This is a genomic window from uncultured Nostoc sp. (assembly GCF_937863485.1).
GTDB lineage: Bacteria > Cyanobacteriota > Cyanobacteriia > Cyanobacteriales > Nostocaceae > Nostoc.
In genome coordinates this window covers 29,076-46,440 of sequence record NZ_CALMFY010000222.1, presented here as the reverse complement: position 1 = coordinate 46,440, position 17,365 = coordinate 29,076, and the positions used below count along the sequence as shown (strand labels likewise).

The window sequence follows — 17,365 nt, the reverse complement described above, 5'->3', positions numbered from 1 at the left end:
CAGAGATTTATGCAGTTAAGACCAAATCAACGCCTGAAATTAGACGACACAGACGATAAGCTGTTCTATACCTATCCCCGCTTCGTCACCCATGTCGATGAAGGATTTATTCAACAGCTAACGGATTTATATCGCGATCGCCTCAAACCCAACACCCGCATTTTTGATATGATGAGCAGTTGGGTGTCTCATCTACCAGAAGAGATGCAGTTTGACCATGTAGAGGGACACGGACTCAATGGTGAGGAACTAGCACGAAATCCCCGCTTAAATCATTACTTTGTGCAAAATCTTAACGAAAATCCGCAGCTACCTTTACCAGATGAGGATTTTGATGCTGTTCTCAATTGCGTATCTGTGCAGTATGTGCAATATCCAGAAGCAGTATTTTCCGAAATTTATCGCATCCTGAAACCCGGTGGTGTGGCAATTATCAGCTTTTCTAACCGGATGTTTTTTGAAAAGGCAATTCAAGCTTGGCGGGAGGCTTCAGAAGCACAACGAGTAGAATTAGTCAAAGCCTACTTCGCCTCAGTTCCAGGATTTACAACCGTAGAAGTTATAGCTCATAAGTCAACATTACCAAATTTATTACAGTGGTTGGGTGCAGCCGGAGGAGATCCATTTTATGCCGTCATAGCTTACCGCAGTTAAGCCAAGCAGTGGGTACTTCACCGAATTTTAGATTTTAAATTTTGGATAATGGAAAAGTTGGCGGAGCCTCTTGTAGAGAAGATTCAAAATCCGTCTTGGAAAGTTTGCTCAAGTTGGCAGAGCCGCCCATGCAACTTTCCGCAAAATTTAAAAAGGTCTGAGAGCAAGCAAATTTATTGGTGGAATAAATCTAAAATCCGTCTTGGAAAGTTCTGATTGGAGGAAGCCTCCGCACCCTGCGGGAAGCAAGCTACAGACTTTCCGCAAAATCTAAAATTAAATGACAGAGCCAATGACTTGATTGCTCTTTTCAATCTAAAATCTAAAATCTAAAATCTAAAATCTAAAATTGTGTGACGCCCATTGCACAGGATCTAATTGATAGTAACGTTGCAGTTGCTCATAAAGTGCTGGATGCTTGGACAACAATTGGTGCGGTTTCTCAAAGAATGTCTCAGTCGCTACGGCAAAAAATTCTGCGGGATTTGTTGCGCCATAGCTATCCATTACCGTCTTTACGCCTTGGATAACATCATTACAAAGTTGCTGATATGCTTGTGTCATCACCTTCGCCCAAATAGGATAGTCTGAGTTGCGTTGCAGTATCGGAACTCCTTCAGCTTTACCATCCTCTTGATCCAACTGATGGGCGAATTCATGAAGCACAACGTTACGTCCATCCCTCCAGTTATTAGTGTCTTGTTTCACCTGTTCCCAAGACAGTACTACTTGGTCATTTGTCCACGATTCCCCTAATCTTGCCACACGCCTTTCTTCAACAACATAATTTCCGATAGAAGTCGTTTCCTGAACAAAATAAGTATTAGGATACACCAGAATTGAACGAAGTCTGGGGAAGTACTGCCCACGTTCATTTAGTAGGAGTAAACAGGCGACGGATGCAAGGGTCAGTTTCATTTCCTCCGTTACCTGTAATCCTTTACAGCCAATAAATTGCTTTTCTGCTAAGAACACTTGAATATGCCCTTGAAGTCGTCTGAGTTCATTGGGAGAAAGACAAGGATAAATGGGAAGATTATTCTCAATAATGGCATTCCAAAGTGGGGGAAAAGGACGATGTTTTAGACGGTTTCTTCGCTTTTTTAGGAGAATAGGATTGACTACAATCCCAGTGATAATCAGTGCAATGATGAGAAAGACAACTATTGTTTTAATCATTGACTTTTGAGCAATCTTAATACTTCAGTCGCTGGTAATACCAATTTGCAATGAAGATGTACTTAATTATTAAACGAACCGCCAAGTACGCCAAGAGAGAAGGAGTAATCATTAAGTGCAAGCTCACGGAGAATTGGTATAAGCAGAAAATTTAGATAAAATAATTGTTCTTATTGTGGCTTGCTAACTAAATTAAAATTGGGGAGTTCTCTAATTTTGCCCTTGCCAGCACTCTAACTATCGCCATCATTTTTAAATCCTTAGTAGATGCAATCAGAATTTATAAAAGCTATACTTACTGGCACACCTCACCGCTATTGGATCAGAATTATACAAGATTCAACCTTGGTGGAAAGGGTTTTTTGAAGCCCTTGCTCAACTTTGCCAATCAGTTTGTCAAAAGCCTCTTGATCCGCTGTCAGTTGTTCTTGAATAACTTTCTGTAACTCAGGCTTTATTTGCTCACAGATATCCTCGATTTTTCTGTCGCCCAAAAAACTAGAACGAATCCAACCAGGTACATCCACATTTGTCTTGATTACTTCTTGAACAGTCTTGCGATTTAGCTCCATTCCTGCTGCCATAAGCGAAGCCCCATATACTAGTGCAATAGGCCAGGTTAAATGTCCAGTTAGTATTAAAGTGATGATGCTAGCCACAGCGCCTCCACCAATTATTACATTGACGATAAACGCCACTGTCTCAGCAATGATAGCATCTCCAATTCGTAGCTCTGGGTTAACAAAATTTGGGTCAATGCTATCCTCGAATCTCAAGCTACTTCTAGGTATCTGAAACTTTCGACAGATTGGATCAGTTTGTGCAGCTAAATCAGGTTGGATTTTCTTATTAAACCAAGAAGTGCATTGATTATTAATTATCTGCCCAGCGAGATCACTTTTGAGCCACTGTTCTGCCCGACTGATCAAAGATGTTTCCAAATCTGCTAAAGTCCGTATTTTGTTTTTTTGCCAATCTTTTAAACCAGGTTTAACTGCGTTGACAATCAAGCCATCTGTCAAAGGCTTAGTTAGTGATTCGATTAACTCCGGGATATGTCTCTCAATCAAACCTTTAAGCTGATTTGAGGTAAATAGTTTGTTGACTTCTTGTTTAAAAGCAGCAGCGCGCAAATCCCATCGTCCTACTCGTGCTAAACCCATTGCAATGCACCGTTCCGGCTCCGGATCAGGGCGAAGCAGCGTTTCTGGTTCGGGAAACATTTCTTGACAAAGAAAGTGCGTAAACTTCATGCGAGATGCACCGCCAGTCATCAGCACAAGTTTTGGCACAATTCCAAGTTCGTCCAGCTTTTCTTTCGCCTCCGTTAAAGAGTCACGAAACGATCGCACCCAACTATGATGCTCCAGTTCAGGTAAGGGTTGGTTTAAGATTTCCTCCATCATCAATTTATTTACTTGGGGAATAAAATAAATCTGTTCGTTGATAGACTCGAAGCCACGTGCAAAGGATTCAGGATCGCTGTATAGTTGTTCATTAGAAAAGTAATCTTCTTTAGCTTTGCGGCAAGCAAGTTCACAACGAGCTTGGTGATGCGGATATTCCTGAAATACTTTTTCGAGTAATGCTTTTTGCTCGTGGTTGGCGAGAGTCCGGGCAAAAATAGCTTTGTCAATTAAAGATGCTCCTAAAGTATTACTCCCGAAATCTATGGGGATCTCTTCTAAGCTCTTAACCAGAGTAAAATCTGTGGTTGAAGAACCAATATCGACAATTAGCACCGATGCAACAAGTTTGTCATACTCCAGCTTCCCGGCTTCCTTGGCTTGCATGAAAGCAGCCCGCGATTCTGGTACAACATTTAGTTGGGGAATGCCAGCTTCTTGAAGTAGCTTTTGGTATTGTGAGCGATCGCTAACTGACCATCCAGAAGGGCAACCAATGTAAAAATAGCTACCTTCCCCACCTTCAACTTGTTTGCTTTCTTTCAAAAGGCGGTAGTAGGTTGCGACAAAAGTGCTAATTGTTTCCCGATATTTGGGATCGTTGTTGGGTTTTTGCTTAAAAGAAATTGTCAGTTGGGTAACGCCAGCTTGAATTAGTGCTTGTTCTCCGACAAGATAACCAAGTTTAGGATGCCAACCAAGAGCTGTAACTTGGTTCTTCTTATTATTAATCTCCAGCATCTGGGGGGGTTCGATGCTTTCCACTATCGCTTTAGCTACAGCCGTTTCACCGTGTCCCAAATCAAAACCGATTGTTTCTAAAATTTCCATACCCTTATTGTCTATTATTCTCTAGAAGAAGAATACACTGGCTCAATTACCCGACCGCGCCTCAGGAGGCGATCGCCTTTCAACAAAGCAGGAGTTAGAGTTACGTGATCTTTGGTATCGGGGTCGATACTTGGCTCAAAGTCAAAATACTCGCGATCGCTATGAGGGTCATTTTGTCGGTAAATTTGAGCGTTAATTCCCTGAGACATTAAAATCTGTGGCAGAAGCTTCGCCAGTTCATGAGCCATTTGGGGTTTATCAAGTTTTGATGCGCCCATTAGCCTTTGCAGAAAGTTCAATAGCTCTGGCAGTTCTTCTATTGCTAGATCGCCTTCATGTTTATTCGATTCTTCTACTCTAGCCACTGCTAGGTCGATCGTGTTGAGAGCATCGCCAAGGTGATCTAGAAATACTTTGCTATCAACCCGGAGAATAGGTTGAGGTAATTGCAATAGCTCTTGAGACATAGAATTTTGCTGGTTGTTTAAGTCGAGTTGAAGCACAACTTCTAATCCTAGAAGTAGAGAGGTTAGTAAGATAGCCATCCATACACCTGGGGTAGTTTTAGTTAAAGAGAACAACGAACCCAAGATGCCTATACAAATTAGTGCCTGTAGCACTTTCAGGATTAATCTGTTGGCGAAAAACTTTGTACCTGGGTTAGTAATTTGCCTTTGTTCTATTGGAGCAAGTTGAGAATAGTTGGCCGCCGCAAGAGTAGCGATCGACTGCCGTAGCGTATCCAGGAAAAAGGAAGCCAGACGAACTTGAGCCAGATTAAGCTTTTCAATGTAAATTCTTTCGAGATGATCGAGTCGGTTTTGAACCAGCTTAACTATCTGCTCAATGTTGGTTGTGTTATCAATCTCTGTCTGGAGTTGGTTGCGTTCTTCGTTAAAAAGTGAGGTTATTGTTTTCATTGCGTTGACTAAGACTTTAACGTTACTAATAGGGGTGAAATGAACAGTTGTTTGCTCATTTCACCCTGTAATCACATGATGACTGATGTAATTAACTGAGTTGCCTGCTTCTAGCATCTTTTTACTGGAAAATTGCGCTCAATGTTATGTAGAAATCTTGCATATAGTTGAGATCACACCTAGACTGCTAATCAGGTAGGTTGACTGGGGTGTTTCAACACCACCATTGCCTGACCATTGATTGCAAATTACTACCCTAAGGAAGGAGAAGCAAAATGTTTATCTGCGTCATTGCAGACTACGGTACAGGAGATCCGGCATTTACAGAAGTCACACAACGTCTGCTGATGGCTTTTCCCCATGCCCAAATTCATTTGCTTTCGGTTCCAGCATTCAGTACCTTGGCAACGGGATTCTGGATTGCCCAACTGGGACTCAACCCAGGCCCTGGCGATCGCCTAATTTATCACAACTGTGCGCCTCGTCAAGATGATCCCGAAGCCCGACGGGACAATGAAGGTGAAGGACTAACTTATGCCCTTTTATCCAATGGTGTAAAAGTAGTGGGTGTGAATGCAGGTTACACTCTCTCCTTCATCAAAGACTATACAAAGGAGTTGCGAGTGGTTAACGTTTCTCGTGGTGGCTCGCAGTTTCGCTCACGGGATGTGTTTCCTCCGGCTGCGGCTGCGATCATGGGTGAAGATTTTAGCCTTCTAGGAGATAGCCTTAAGAGTGAGCAAATCCCAGATGTTCCACCAGATCGAATTGCCTGGATTGATGGCTACGGCAACATCAAAACAACTATTGGGGCGCATACACTTAATTTGGAGCCTCAAACCAAGATTGTGATCCGGATTGGAGATGTGGTCAGTGATGCAGTGTATTCTGATGGCAGCTTCAAGGTGTCTGAAGGAACTTTGGCCTTTGCTCCTGGTAGTTCCGGTTGGTCAAGAGGCGATTCCGGAGAACCATTGCGCTTCCTAGAGCTATTTCTGCGAGGAGGGAGTGCTTGGGAGCGCTTTGGCCGTCCCCGTGTGAATCAGCAAGTAACTCAAATTGCCTAAAATCGGGTAGTTGGCTTCTGTTACCCAATTTTAGATTTTAGATTTTGGATAATGGAATTGAAAGATTCAAAATTTAAAAAGGTCTGAGAGCAAGCGAATTTAAATGCGATCGGACTTACGCATCAAGTACGAAATATAGGGGCAATTCAGGAATTGCCTTTAGACTAGTCAGGAGTGCGAAACTAAATTTCCTAAAAATAGCGATTAGATTTGTGCCACACCGCCATCGACGAACAATTCGATGCCGATAATATAACTGCTGTCGTCTGAAGCCAGGAACACGACAGCTTTTGCCACTTCATCCGCTGTTCCCACGCGCCCCAGCTGAACGCCATTCAACATCGCCGTATGCATTTCGTCAGTTATCCCAAGGCGATCGTGAGCTGGTGTCGGAATGATTCCAGGGCTGACGACATTGACCCGGATGTGGCGTTCTTTGAGGTCAACCGACCAAGTGCGTGCAAATGAGCGCACGGCTGCCTTAGTCGCGGCATAAACACTGAAGGCGGGTTGACCTATAGAGCCTGATATTCAAGCGTTCAAAATAACTGAACTGCCATCTTTAAGTAGCGGTAGCGCCTTTTGCACCGTGAAGGCAACACCTTTGACGTTGATGTTAAATGTCTTGTCAAAATGCTCCTCGGTGAAAGAACCGAGTGGGACGAATTCTCCCCAGCCCGCATTGGCAAAGAGAATATCGATGCCTCCTTTTTCTTGCTTAATCAATCATGCGTATGTTATGTAGGCAAAAACTCTCAATCTATACCTTCAAAAACCTTACTTTGCTGTGAAATTGCCTATAATGCCACCAGTTTCGAGGGAACAGCTAAAGAGTGTACCTGTTTCGCTATTCCCATCAGGCCCATCATTTACATAAAGGCTACCGAGATTCAGGGTTTGCCAAGCTTTTGGCCCAGAAGTAGTGTAGACTAGAGAACCAACAAAGGCAGCGTTTCCAACACCATTAATCGAAAGTGTTTGACACGAACTATTATTTCCATAAATTCTAATTGATGTTGGGTGATAACCTGGTGACAGTTGCAGGGTTCCTACGACTTGAACGCTGTAAGCACAGTTATTGATAATTCCCCCATAACTCGAAGTGCTTAAACATGAATTGTCTTGGGGATAAGAATTCTTCATAGTAGCTCCTGGTCCCGTTACTGCCAAAGCTTGGTTCGCTACTAAGCTTATGACTCCAGCCAACATACTCACCAAATAACCTTTTATAAAAAACTGCATTCTTGTTAACTCCAATTTTGCATGTATTTCAGCTTGATAATTGAATTTACTTAAGAATGAAGCGCATTTTTGACAAAGTTATTCTGTCGTTACAATACTTTTTCATAACTTTTTCATATAATATTTAAGCTGTCAAAGACTTTTAAAATAATGATAATCAAAAAGAGGCAGAGGAGTGCGACCGAAAGTCATATTCTCTCCCTCTCCACTACACGATTATCATTTTTACTAAACTTATTTTTAGTATTTTAACTCATTGACAAAAGACGCTTTATCTTAAAATCTCACTGATGCGCTTGTAGAGACGTTGTATTGCAACATCTCTACACACTAGTAAATCCCACCAATAACTTTAACTAAACGGTAAGGAATAAGCATCAAGTTCGTTTTGACGACGAACCAGAGATAAAGACATCTGCGCCTTCAGCAGCAAAACGCAGGGCAGTGGCAAGTTTGATGCCACTGTTGCCGCCAGTGACAAGATGTTTCTTCGATTAGGCTGATGCTTAAACGCTGTAGCCACCTTCGACATCAAGCACCGTCCCGCTACAGGCGAGGAAAATGATGCCGACCGCGACTTCCTCTAGACGGCTATAACGCACGAATCTAATTGCCAGTGAGCAACTTATTTACCAATTGGTATAAAACTGACATCACCTTTTAACTCATGTTGTCAAGTGATTTTTATCCTAGAAGGGACGAAAATAGAAAAATCTAATATAGCAATCCTAAATTATTCGTGAGAGATAAAATCGCTGAAATGCCTATAAATACGTACTTTTAATCTCCGTATTTTCTCACGTTTCAATTCAGATTGCTATAGCCAACGTCGGCGCGATCGCTCTGGTCTGATTCGTCACAATTTCCCCACGCCCTACAGATAAACGCTAGATATCTAGTGAAATTAAATATGCGTTATCCAGAACCCTTATAGAGACCCGAAATTGGACTGGGCTGTACTCCGTTCCGCTACGCTAACGCCCTGCTGCGTTAACGCGTCTCTACATTCTTTTCCACCAGATGTCTAACCATAAGGAACGTGTAAGTAAAAATCCTTGTCCGTTCAACTTCTTCTATTGGGATTTAGCAATATTTCTAATATGCACATTTTTCACGGGATTTTGCTGGAGTTTCGGTGAGTTCATCAACCCAATGATCTATGCAGCTACCTTCAGCAAACAGCAACCCACTCCGGTATTTGTTCCCCTGATAAAGGACTAGGATTTAGAACCACGACAAGCGACTTAATATACACTCACTTTTCTCATAATCAACTTCGTGCAACAATTAGGAATATTTCTTAGCTAACTTGCCCTGATACTGACCATCGGAGCGATCGCTATGACTATTCCTATTTGATAATGAAAAATTTATCATTAAACCATGACAAAAATTTTTACAACTATAGATTGGGATGAACTTTGGCAAGAAAGTGAGGAAAATGGCAAAGTTTCCAGTCAATCAAAGGGTTTTGAAACTATCGAGTATGCGAAGATTCCAGATGTGTGTAATTTATATGACTATTGGGCAGTTTTACGCAATAGCTTATCTCTTTCTATACACCAAGAAGAGTTGATTGATGATCTTGTATTGATTAGAGATAACTTGGATGATTCTCGATTTGGGTTGAGTTTTTTTCTCTCAGGAAAAGTGAGAATTGAACGCCACGGTTTAACTGAGGAGACTGATGAACCAGTAGGTAAATACTATTCAGAATATAACTGCGATCTCAAAGAAACTGAGTGGTGGAAAGCTGGAGAGAAGTATTCACGAATTTCTCTAGAAATCAAACCGCAGGAATTTTTTCAAAGTTTTGGTGAACAAGAGTTAGAACAGATACCAATTTACCTGCGCCAAGCTGTGATTGATGGTAAGGTACAACCTTACTACCAGCAAGGGGAAATCACACAGCAAATGTGGACGGTGTTATCTAAAATTCTACAATGTCCCTATCAAGGCTTGATGAAGCGAATGTATCTGGAAAGTCAGGCAATGGAATTGATTACGCTTCATTTCCAGCAATTTCAGGAGCAGGAGATAGATTATCATAGCTTTTCAGGCAAGAATTTGAGCGATGTTGAGAGAATTTACCAAGCTAAGGAAATTTTGCTGCGTAATCTAGAAAATCCACCCAGCCTGATAGAGTTAGCACGACAAGTAGGGCTAAATGAATTTAAATTGAAGCGTGGGTTTCGTCAAGTTTTTGGGACACCTGCATTTAAATATTTGCACGACTATCGACTCGAAAAAGCAAGACAACTTTTAGCATCAGGAGAAATGAAGGTTGAAGAAGTGGCATCGAGGGTAGGTTTTGATAGTCGCAGTTACTTTGCCCTAGCTTTTCGCAAAAAATTCGGCTTAAATCCCAAACAATACTTTCACAATTGCCAAAAATCCCTCTAACGTTCAAAAAAAATCCCTCTAGCGTTCAAATTAAAAATAGAAATCCCCTATTATGCATACACTGCCAGTTCAGTTAGGAAATTTTCTTAATACTGTCAAGTGGTGTGAGGGAGCGTAGGTGGATAAATGAAGTTAGATAAATTTTTTCCAAGTCTGGTGCTGACAAGTGCAGTTCTTGTTTTGATTAGCACTCCTGCAAAAGGTGGGGAAGTAGGAGAGGATGTTCGAGAAGCTAGCAAAAATATTCCCCAACTGAGCGAAATCGAACTTCCCGCAACTAGCGCAATTATGCTGGTACAGTCACCAATACCAAACTCAGCACCTGCAATTCAAGTTGTACCAATCACGGGAGTTAAAGCCAATTCTACCGACAAAGGTGTGGAGGTGATTTTAGAAACGCCTCAAGGTACTCAACTGCAAGTCACAAATCGCAGTACGGGCAATAATTTTATTGCAGATGTGTCTGGTGGGCAGTTACGTTTAGCTGATGGCAATGCTTTCACATTTCGTTCGGACAAACCCCTTGCGGGAATTACTGAAATAACAGTCATAAATGTTGATGCAAATACTGTGCGAGTGACGGTGGTGGGTGAGAAAGCCTTGCCTACAGTTGAGTTATTTGATGATAATGCCGGGCTGGTTTTTGGGGTAGCATCTGCTGCAACGGTGACACAGGCACCGCAGTCACCGCAAACATCACAAACCGAAGACAAACCAGCAAATCAGACACCTTACTCACAGCAGAATGAGCCGATTGAGTTAGTGGTGACGGGAGAGCAGGATGGCTATAACGTGCCAAATGCCAGCACGGCAACCAGAACCGATACCGCCATCCGCGATATTCCTCAATCGATTCAGGTCGTACCCCGGCAGGTGCTGGAAGATCGCAACGTCACAAGTGTGAATCAGGCAGTGGAAACGGTCAGCGGCGTTGTTAGTAACATAAGACCCTACGGTTCAAATACAACAAATCTGATCATCAGAGGAATTGGAGGATTTGGACAGGCAGGAAATTTCCGAAATGGCAATAGAGATGTTGATCTCTACGGACAGACAGGCGTTGGGACAATCGAGCAGGTGGAAATTCTCAAAGGACCTGGCTCGGTTCTGTTCGGAGCATTTGAACCCGGTGGGATCGTCAATGTTGTCACCAAACAACCCCTGAGTGACCCCTATTACAAGCTTGGATTTGAAGCGGGAAATTTTGGCTTTTATCAGCCCAGTATCGATTTCTCTGGTCCATTGAATACAGATAAAACGATTCTTTATCGCTTCATTGCAAGCTATCAACATTCAAGCAGTATTCAAGATGTTGTCAGCGAAAATCTGACCACGATCGCACCCTCAATCACGTTGAAATTCGGGGATAGGACAGACCTGAATCTGTATTATGAATACATTAACTATTATGCAAATCCTTTTGAGAGTCCTAGTTTGCTTTTAAGCGATGGCAATACGGTGCCTCGAAGTCGCTATCTACGCTATCCTGACATCTCATTTAGGGATACCACTACTCAAAGATTTGGTTACACGCTGAATCATAAATTTAGCGACAATTGGCAGATTCGTAACAATTTTTCTGCGAGCCTTACTCATGTCAATGAAAAATATACTGATCCATCAAATCTAGTGGACCTAGTGGACGGTCGCTTCCTAGAATTGTATGCAGACAAACGTGAGTATACGGTTGATAACTATTATGGAAAGATCGACTTGATTGGGAAGTTTAATACAGGATCGATTTCACACCAACTCGTAGTGGGCTTTGATATCAGGCGCTCGGCGGGGTATTATAACATTTTTGAGTCCACTGTTCCCAATCTAGATGTCTTCAATCCAAATTATAATATTCCAAAACCCGACTTTCCTGAAGTTCTTCCTTCCGGCTTTATTTCACACGAAGATACTTACGGAACCTACGTTCAGGATCAAATCGGTCTTTTAGATAATCTGAAACTATTGGTCGGTGGACGCTTTGATTGGATTTCACAATTTGGGGAATCCGATGTGTTTAACGATGCGTTTAGCCCCCGAATCGGATTGGTGTATCAGCCAAGCCAATCTGTTTCTCTCTACACTAGCTATAGTCAATCTTTTTACCCTTCAGGCAGCAACCCTGATGGCGAACCATTAAAGCCGACCAAAGGCACTCAATATGAAGCAGGGATTAAAGCTGACTTTCTAAACGGAAAGCTTTCAACGACGCTGGCAGCCTATCAAATCACCAAGACGAATATTGCAACAGACGATCCTAATGATCCTCGGCCTGGTTACTCCATTCAGGTCGGGGAGCAACGAAGTCGAGGGATTGAATTGGATATTGCAGGTGAGATTTTGCCTGGGCTGAAGGTAGTCGCTTCCTATGCTTATACTAATGCAGAAGTCACCGAGGATAATTCCACTCCTCCTGTAGTAGGCAACAGATTAGTGGGTGTGCCAAAGAATCAGGCTAGCATCTGGACAACCTATGAGATCCAGAAGGGTGATCTCAGGGGTTTAGGATTTGGTTTGGGGCTGTTTTATGTGGGCACGCGGCTGGGAGATTTAAATAACACGTTTGAACTACCCGATTACTTGCGTACCGATGCTGCTATTTACTACCGTAGAGATGGTTGGAAGGCTGCTATCAATGTCCGTAATCTATTTGATACAGACTATTTTATCGCCAGCCAGGATAATTCCAGACTATATGTTCAAAGAGGTCAGCCCTTGGCAATAATTGGTTCTATCAGTTGGGAGTTTTAACTCATGGTGTTGTTAGTCAGCTTATTATTTTAAACCAATACCCTTGGGATAAAATAATTTCCCGATAGTAGAGACGTTGCATTGCAACATCTCTACTATCGGAAAATCTCACCAATAACCTTAACTAAACGGTAAAGAATAAAAGTTTCTGAGAGTTCTTGCCTAAGTGATGGCTTAGTTAAGGTTAATTTAGCGTGATTTCATTCAACCACTGTTACCGAAGCCCCTTCATTTGATGGAGGTACACCGGGTAACTCAAGACAGTATCCGGCACCATATACTGTCTTGATATAGCGGGGGTGGCGGGGATCTGGTTCTAACTTAGTTCTCAAGTGGCGAATATGGACTCGAATCGTTTCAATGTCGTCATCGGGATCGTAGCCCCAAACTTCTCTGAGTATTTCGCTGGGAGAAACCGTTTGACCGTGCCGTTGCAGCAAGCAGTGAAGTAGCTCAAATTCCAAGTGAGTCAATTTCACCGTCTCATTGAACCATATTGCCTCAAATCTTTCGGGAACCAGAGTGAGTGAGCCATAGTTTAGAATCTCACTGTGCTTTGCTGCTTGGGGAATGCGGTCAGTCCGCCGCAAAAGTGCCCGCACCCGCGCCAGCATTTCTTCAACTTCAAAAGGCTTGGTGAGGTAGTCGTCTGCGCCAGCATTAAAGCCCTCCACCTTGTTCTGAGTTTGGCTCAAAGCCGTCAACATTAACACGGGAATCTCAGAGGTGCGATCGTCACGACGCAGGCGTTGGCAAACAGTAAACCCATCTACCTTGGGCAACATTAAATCGAGCATGATCAAGTCTGGTTGTAGCTGGAGAGCCAGCGCTTGACCTTTGATGCCGTCTTCAGCTTGACTTACATCGTAGCCAGCCATTTCCAAGTTGACGGCAACTAGTTCTGAAATCGCTGGGTCATCGTCTATGACAAGAATCCTCGGCATTCTTAAAAAATTATTACTACTTATTAAGGATAAATAACAACCTTTGTATAGATACAAAGATTTTTGAATCGATTATGAAAAAGTTTTAAATCTTACATAAATATTAAGATTAAATGACTGTGAAATCAAGACTTAACTACACGAAATCTTATAGTCTATGATGTGTTATACTGCTCCCTACAATCCGTCTCGATTTTTACAAAACGGTGTAAAGATGACTGTATACACCGCTTTGTGGGGAAGACGTTACTGGAAAAGTACTACTCTATTACAAGAACCGTATTATCAGGAAAAAATCTTTATTGGTGGCCAAGGTGTGCCAATATTTGGCTTGGTTGCCATCCCTGAAAATGCTCATAGCACGATTATCGGTACTTATGGCATTACTGGAGAGTTAGAAACAGAATGGTTTTTGAGAGTGCTAGGACGTAAGGCTTACGCTCAAGGATACGCTGTAGTGTTATTTGATTGGCGTGCCCACGGCAAAACTGCTCAATTGTCCCCGACTCTAACTTCTGATGGACTATATGAGGGGGAAGATTTTGTTCGCATCGCCGCTGCTGCTAAGGCAATGGGATGTCCTGGGAAATTTTGGTTTACAGGGTATTCTTTAGGAGGGCAATTAGCGCTATGGGCGGTGAAGGTCGCTCTTGAAGTGATTAGGGAGCATGGAGATTTAAGATTAGAAGATAGCGATATTGGCGGTGGTATGGTGATTTGTCCCAGTTTGGATTCTGAGCGATCGCTATCTTATCTAGTTACAACGCCCTTCGGCAGATATTTGGAAGCAGGGATTGCACAGAATTTAAAAAAACTGGCATGGCAAATACATGATGCTCATCCTGGAAGCATAGATCCAGCAGCGATTGAACGGGCGAATAGTATCTGGGGTTTTGACAATGAACTGGTAATTAACCGACTAGGTTTTCCTTCTGTGGAAGCATATTACCAAGCTAGTAGTCCTTTACATATATTGCCACAAATCTCGAAACCAACTTTGATTTTATATGCTGCGGATGACCCACTTTTTGACCCAGCCATCATACCGGATTTACAAAAAGCCTGCGATCGCAATCCGGCAATAGATTTGTTACTCACTCAGTACGGCGGTCATGTTAGCTATTTGAGTAGTAAAGAGTGCCAGCGCCAATTACAAGATCCTGACCCTTGGTGGGCATGGAATCGGATTTTACAGTGGTTGGAACAACAGCGTAATTCGTAATTTTAAGACATACAGAATTTGGGCTTCTGTTAGTTGTGCTGTATACAGGTCGGCGATTTTGTTGGAACTTCCGTAGGAATATTAGCGAAGAAATCATATCCAGTTATACTTTCAAGTTGTCTTACAGTGAACTACTCCTAGTTGCCTACGGCTTCCCGTGGAGCTTCTGTAATCATGGGGGAGTGCCTAAACTTAGACTTTCGCCCAAGATTAGGACTTACCTCCCCTCCTACAGCAGAGACGGCTGAACCTTCCGCCTTTAGTATTCTGATGCCCTCTGCTCTAATGTTGACCGATGCGTTCGCATCCCGATCATGATAAGTGCCACAGTTAGGACAAGTCCATTCACGGACATCCAATGACATTTCTGTGACTTGATAGAAACAATTAGAACAGAGTTTGGAACTGGGGAAGAATCTATCAATCTCAATTAACTTTTCACCTGTGCGTTCTAACTTATAGGCTAAAAAATTAATAAACCTTCCCCAACCACAATCAGATATTGCCTTTGCCAATTTATGGTTACGAACCATGCCCTTGACATAAAGATTTTCTACTATGACAGCTTGGCTATTGCTGGCCAACTTATAACTAAGTTTATGTAGAAAATCCTGCCGCGAATTACTAACTCGTTCGTAGACTTTGGCAACAACTTTTCTATATCTGTTTCTTGATTTACTTCCTTTTTGTTTACGAATTACTAATTATTATGAATCTCTGGCTACCTACACCAACAGATTTAACTTTGTTACCGGATGAGATTCATGTCTGGCGGATAGAACTTGACCAATCAGAACCACAGCTGCAAAATTTAGCAGCGACTCTTTCCAGTGACGAAATGGCTCGTGCTGAACGGTTCTATTTTCAGGAACATCGGCAGCGGTTCATTGCTGGCCGTGGTATTCTCCGAACTATATTAGGTCGCTATTTGAGTATTCAGCCGCTACAAGTTCAGTTTAATTATCAACATCGTGGCAAACCAGTATTGGCAGATGCATTTGCCAATACTGGACTGGCGTTTAACTTGTCTCATTCCCAAGGGTTGGGTTTGTGTGCGGTGAATTGTACCCGCCCAATTGGTGTAGACCTAGAATATATTCGCCCAATGTCTGATTTGGAAACTCTTGCCAAACGGTTCTTTTTACCGAGAGAATATGAAATGTTGCGATCGCTATCTCCCAGCGAACAGCAAGAGGTATTTTTCCGTTACTGGACTTGTAAAGAAGCTTATTTAAAAGCAACTGGAGACGGACTAGCTCAGTTAGAGCAAGTTGAAGTGTCGCTGACTCTCACAGAACCAGCCAAGTTACAGATATCTGAAGACTGGAGTCTTTTTGAACTACTACCTGCTAACAATTATGTTGCTGCTGTTGCTATAGAGAATTTTGACTGGCACTTGAAGTGTTGGCAGTATTAATGTTCAGTATTTTAAATCGTTTATTTATCTTCCTGCATATTTCTGACAATTTTTGTCACCAGGTTTCTAGGTACAAATCTGACGCTTTTTGCAAGTAGTTTATTCATAAAACCAGGAATGACAATGGTTTGGCCCTTCATTAAGGCGCGAAAACCAATTTCGGCTACTGTTTGTGCATCCATCATTTTCTTGCCCTTGAGCAAGTTAGAGTCAGCCATTCCGGTTCTTTCATGAAACGCAGATGCTGTTGAGCCTGGGCAAAGAACTGTCACTGTGACACCTGTACCTTCTAATTCATTAGCGATCGCTTCTGAAAAAGATAAGATATAGGCTTTAGTCGCAAAATAAACCGCCATCAAAGGCCCTGGTTGAAAGGCAGCCGCTGAGGCGACGTTTAATATTTTTCCTTCACCTTGCTTTACCATGTCCTTCAGGAATAGCTTGGTTAAATGGGTGAGACACACCAAATTTACCTGTAGCATTTCCAGTTCACTAGCTAGGTCTGTTTCATGAAATAATCCATAGATACCAAATCCAGCATTATTTACCAGTACATCAACCTTAATATTGGCTTGTTGCAACTCTGCAAAAATTTCTTCAGGAGCTGTTGGTATAGATAGATCCTTAACAATAGTTGTAACAAAGTTTCCGAATTCTTTTTGGAATTTAACTGCAATTTCTACAAGCATTACCCCATTTCTATCTACTAAGACAAGATTGTAATCATGAGCAGCAAAAAGACATGCTAATTGATAGCCAATTCCACCTGCTGCTCCAGTAATAAGAGCAGTTTGTTTGTTCTGTCCTTGGTGTGTTGTGTTCATGTAAAAAGGTTGGTGAATTCGACTTGATGAAGCTGCATTACATTTATAGTGGTTCTCGTTCTACAAATAAGTGCGCGTAATATCTGAACCGACGAGAAATGTCTTGAGTTATTACCCTTTCAATTGCTTGTGTAGTGCCTTGGGTAGATGTAGCAGTCTAAACGTAAATTTAGGACTTATGCATCGAATAAGTTGGGCATTAAAGAAGTTCAGTTATTCCAGACTGCTAGTGTAGATGCATGGCGGCTTGTCGCCAGATATCGCTTTTGATTACTCACAAAAGCAAGCGGGTAAAATCAAACTTTTATGCCTGCCACTAACCATTCTATCCTTGATCGCTTCTGTCAAGGGGTGAATCCTAAAAGTTTACATTATTGAGTATAAAAAAACAGGGCAATTAGATTGCCGCTGTTGGTGTATGAGTTGTTGCTGGCATCTGAAATATTGACTATTAAGGAGTACTGAGTCCTAAAGAACGTGGACTAAACAAAACACAAAACTTCTGTTTTGT

At 42.2% G+C, this 17,365-nt stretch carries 13 protein-coding genes and 2 pseudogenes; 6 read left to right on the top strand and 9 right to left on the bottom strand.

From position 1 onward, the window contains the following. Positions 1-9 precede the first annotated feature (9 nt). Positions 10-654 carry a class I SAM-dependent methyltransferase gene (locus Q0541_RS30740; RefSeq protein WP_298920085.1) on the top strand — a complete coding sequence of 215 codons (645 nt, stop codon included), beginning with the start codon at positions 10-12 and terminating at the stop codon, positions 652-654. Between the two features lie 336 nt (positions 655-990). On the opposite strand, the gene Q0541_RS30735 is transcribed toward Q0541_RS30740, so the two are convergent. The 3 genes from Q0541_RS30735 to Q0541_RS30725 all read right to left on the bottom strand — a co-directional run bounded on the left by Q0541_RS30735 (position 991) and on the right by Q0541_RS30725 (position 4,990). Next, on the bottom strand, positions 991-1,833 hold the full coding sequence (locus Q0541_RS30735; protein WP_298920084.1) for a M90 family metallopeptidase: 843 nt from the start codon (positions 1,831-1,833) through the stop codon (positions 991-993). A gap of 314 nt (positions 1,834-2,147) precedes the next feature. After that, positions 2,148-4,070 carry an Hsp70 family protein gene (locus tag Q0541_RS30730; RefSeq protein WP_298920083.1) on the bottom strand — a complete coding sequence of 641 codons (1,923 nt, stop codon included), beginning with the start codon at positions 4,068-4,070 and terminating at the stop codon, positions 2,148-2,150. A 14-nt stretch (positions 4,071-4,084) separates the two neighbouring features. Beyond that, positions 4,085-4,990: a hypothetical protein gene (locus Q0541_RS30725; protein ID WP_298920082.1), complete on the bottom strand. Its 906-nt coding sequence runs from the start codon at positions 4,988-4,990 to the stop codon at positions 4,085-4,087. 275 nt (positions 4,991-5,265) lie between these two features. Here Q0541_RS30725 and Q0541_RS30720 point away from each other — a divergent pair, with 275 nt between their 5' ends. After that, a complete protein-coding gene (locus Q0541_RS30720) occupies positions 5,266-6,057 on the top strand; it encodes an S-adenosyl-l-methionine hydroxide adenosyltransferase family protein (protein ID WP_298920080.1) in 792 nt (263 codons plus the stop codon). A 204-nt stretch (positions 6,058-6,261) separates the two neighbouring features. Here the strand turns inward: Q0541_RS30720 and Q0541_RS30715 are convergent. The 3 genes and pseudogenes from Q0541_RS30715 to Q0541_RS30705 form a co-directional block, all read right to left on the bottom strand. After that, positions 6,262-6,783, bottom strand: a pseudogene (locus tag Q0541_RS30715) (SDR family oxidoreductase). A 51-nt stretch (positions 6,784-6,834) separates the two neighbouring features. Further along, positions 6,835-7,299 (bottom strand): hypothetical protein, encoded by a 465-nt coding sequence (locus Q0541_RS30710; protein WP_298920079.1) that lies wholly within the window; start codon positions 7,297-7,299, stop codon positions 6,835-6,837. A 352-nt stretch (positions 7,300-7,651) separates the two neighbouring features. After that, the gene (locus Q0541_RS30705) at positions 7,652-7,831 is read right to left on the bottom strand and encodes a hypothetical protein (protein ID WP_298920078.1); all 180 of its coding nucleotides are present in this window, start codon (positions 7,829-7,831) and stop codon (positions 7,652-7,654) included. An 851-nt stretch (positions 7,832-8,682) separates the two neighbouring features. Here Q0541_RS30705 and Q0541_RS30700 point away from each other — a divergent pair. Together Q0541_RS30700 and Q0541_RS30695 are read left to right on the top strand one after the other, a co-directional pair. Then, the gene (locus Q0541_RS30700) at positions 8,683-9,702 is read left to right on the top strand and encodes an AraC family transcriptional regulator (protein ID WP_298920077.1); all 1,020 of its coding nucleotides are present in this window, start codon (positions 8,683-8,685) and stop codon (positions 9,700-9,702) included. Between the two features lie 126 nt (positions 9,703-9,828). Then, positions 9,829-12,447 (top strand): TonB-dependent siderophore receptor, encoded by a 2,619-nt coding sequence (locus Q0541_RS30695; RefSeq protein WP_298920076.1) that lies wholly within the window; start codon positions 9,829-9,831, stop codon positions 12,445-12,447. 200 nt (positions 12,448-12,647) lie between these two features. On the opposite strand, the gene Q0541_RS30690 is transcribed toward Q0541_RS30695, so the two are convergent. Next, positions 12,648-13,391 (bottom strand): response regulator transcription factor, encoded by a 744-nt coding sequence (locus tag Q0541_RS30690; protein ID WP_298920075.1) that lies wholly within the window; start codon positions 13,389-13,391, stop codon positions 12,648-12,650. Between the two features lie 157 nt (positions 13,392-13,548). Between Q0541_RS30690 and Q0541_RS30685 the strand changes: the two genes are divergently transcribed. Continuing rightward, positions 13,549-14,613 (top strand): alpha/beta fold hydrolase, encoded by a 1,065-nt coding sequence (locus Q0541_RS30685; protein ID WP_298920074.1) that lies wholly within the window; start codon positions 13,549-13,551, stop codon positions 14,611-14,613. A gap of 137 nt (positions 14,614-14,750) precedes the next feature. On the opposite strand, the pseudogene Q0541_RS30680 reads toward Q0541_RS30685, so the two are convergent. After that, positions 14,751-15,308: pseudogene (locus Q0541_RS30680) on the bottom strand (RNA-guided endonuclease TnpB family protein); the annotation flags it as partial. Between the two features lie 14 nt (positions 15,309-15,322). On the opposite strand from Q0541_RS30680, the gene hetI reads away from it, so the two are divergent. Then, positions 15,323-16,030, top strand: a complete 708-nt coding sequence (gene hetI / locus Q0541_RS30675) for a 4'-phosphopantetheinyl transferase HetI (RefSeq protein WP_298920073.1) — start codon at positions 15,323-15,325, stop codon at positions 16,028-16,030. Between the two features lie 20 nt (positions 16,031-16,050). Here the strand turns inward: hetI and Q0541_RS30670 are convergent, their stop codons facing one another. Further along, entirely contained in the window at positions 16,051-16,854 is an 804-nt protein-coding gene (locus Q0541_RS30670) for an SDR family oxidoreductase (protein ID WP_298920072.1), read from the bottom strand. Positions 16,855-17,365 lie beyond the last annotated feature (511 nt).

Coding starts and splice junctions, on each gene's coding strand:
- Q0541_RS30740 (WP_298920085.1), top strand. CDS start 10: ATGCAGTTAAGACCAAATCAACGCCTGAAATTAGACGACACAGACGAT.
- Q0541_RS30735 (WP_298920084.1), bottom strand. CDS start 1,833: ATGATTAAAACAATAGTTGTCTTTCTCATCATTGCACTGATTATCACT.
- Q0541_RS30730 (WP_298920083.1), bottom strand. CDS start 4,070: ATGGAAATTTTAGAAACAATCGGTTTTGATTTGGGACACGGTGAAACG.
- Q0541_RS30725 (WP_298920082.1), bottom strand. CDS start 4,990: ATGAAAACAATAACCTCACTTTTTAACGAAGAACGCAACCAACTCCAG.
- Q0541_RS30720 (WP_298920080.1), top strand. CDS start 5,266: ATGTTTATCTGCGTCATTGCAGACTACGGTACAGGAGATCCGGCATTT.
- Q0541_RS30710 (WP_298920079.1), bottom strand. CDS start 7,299: ATGCAGTTTTTTATAAAAGGTTATTTGGTGAGTATGTTGGCTGGAGTC.
- Q0541_RS30705 (WP_298920078.1), bottom strand. CDS start 7,831: ATGTCGAAGGTGGCTACAGCGTTTAAGCATCAGCCTAATCGAAGAAAC.
- Q0541_RS30700 (WP_298920077.1), top strand. CDS start 8,683: ATGACAAAAATTTTTACAACTATAGATTGGGATGAACTTTGGCAAGAA.
- Q0541_RS30695 (WP_298920076.1), top strand. CDS start 9,829: ATGAAGTTAGATAAATTTTTTCCAAGTCTGGTGCTGACAAGTGCAGTT.
- Q0541_RS30690 (WP_298920075.1), bottom strand. CDS start 13,391: ATGCCGAGGATTCTTGTCATAGACGATGACCCAGCGATTTCAGAACTA.
- Q0541_RS30685 (WP_298920074.1), top strand. CDS start 13,549: ATGATGTGTTATACTGCTCCCTACAATCCGTCTCGATTTTTACAAAAC.
- hetI (WP_298920073.1), top strand. CDS start 15,323: ATGAATCTCTGGCTACCTACACCAACAGATTTAACTTTGTTACCGGAT.
- Q0541_RS30670 (WP_298920072.1), bottom strand. CDS start 16,854: ATGAACACAACACACCAAGGACAGAACAAACAAACTGCTCTTATTACT.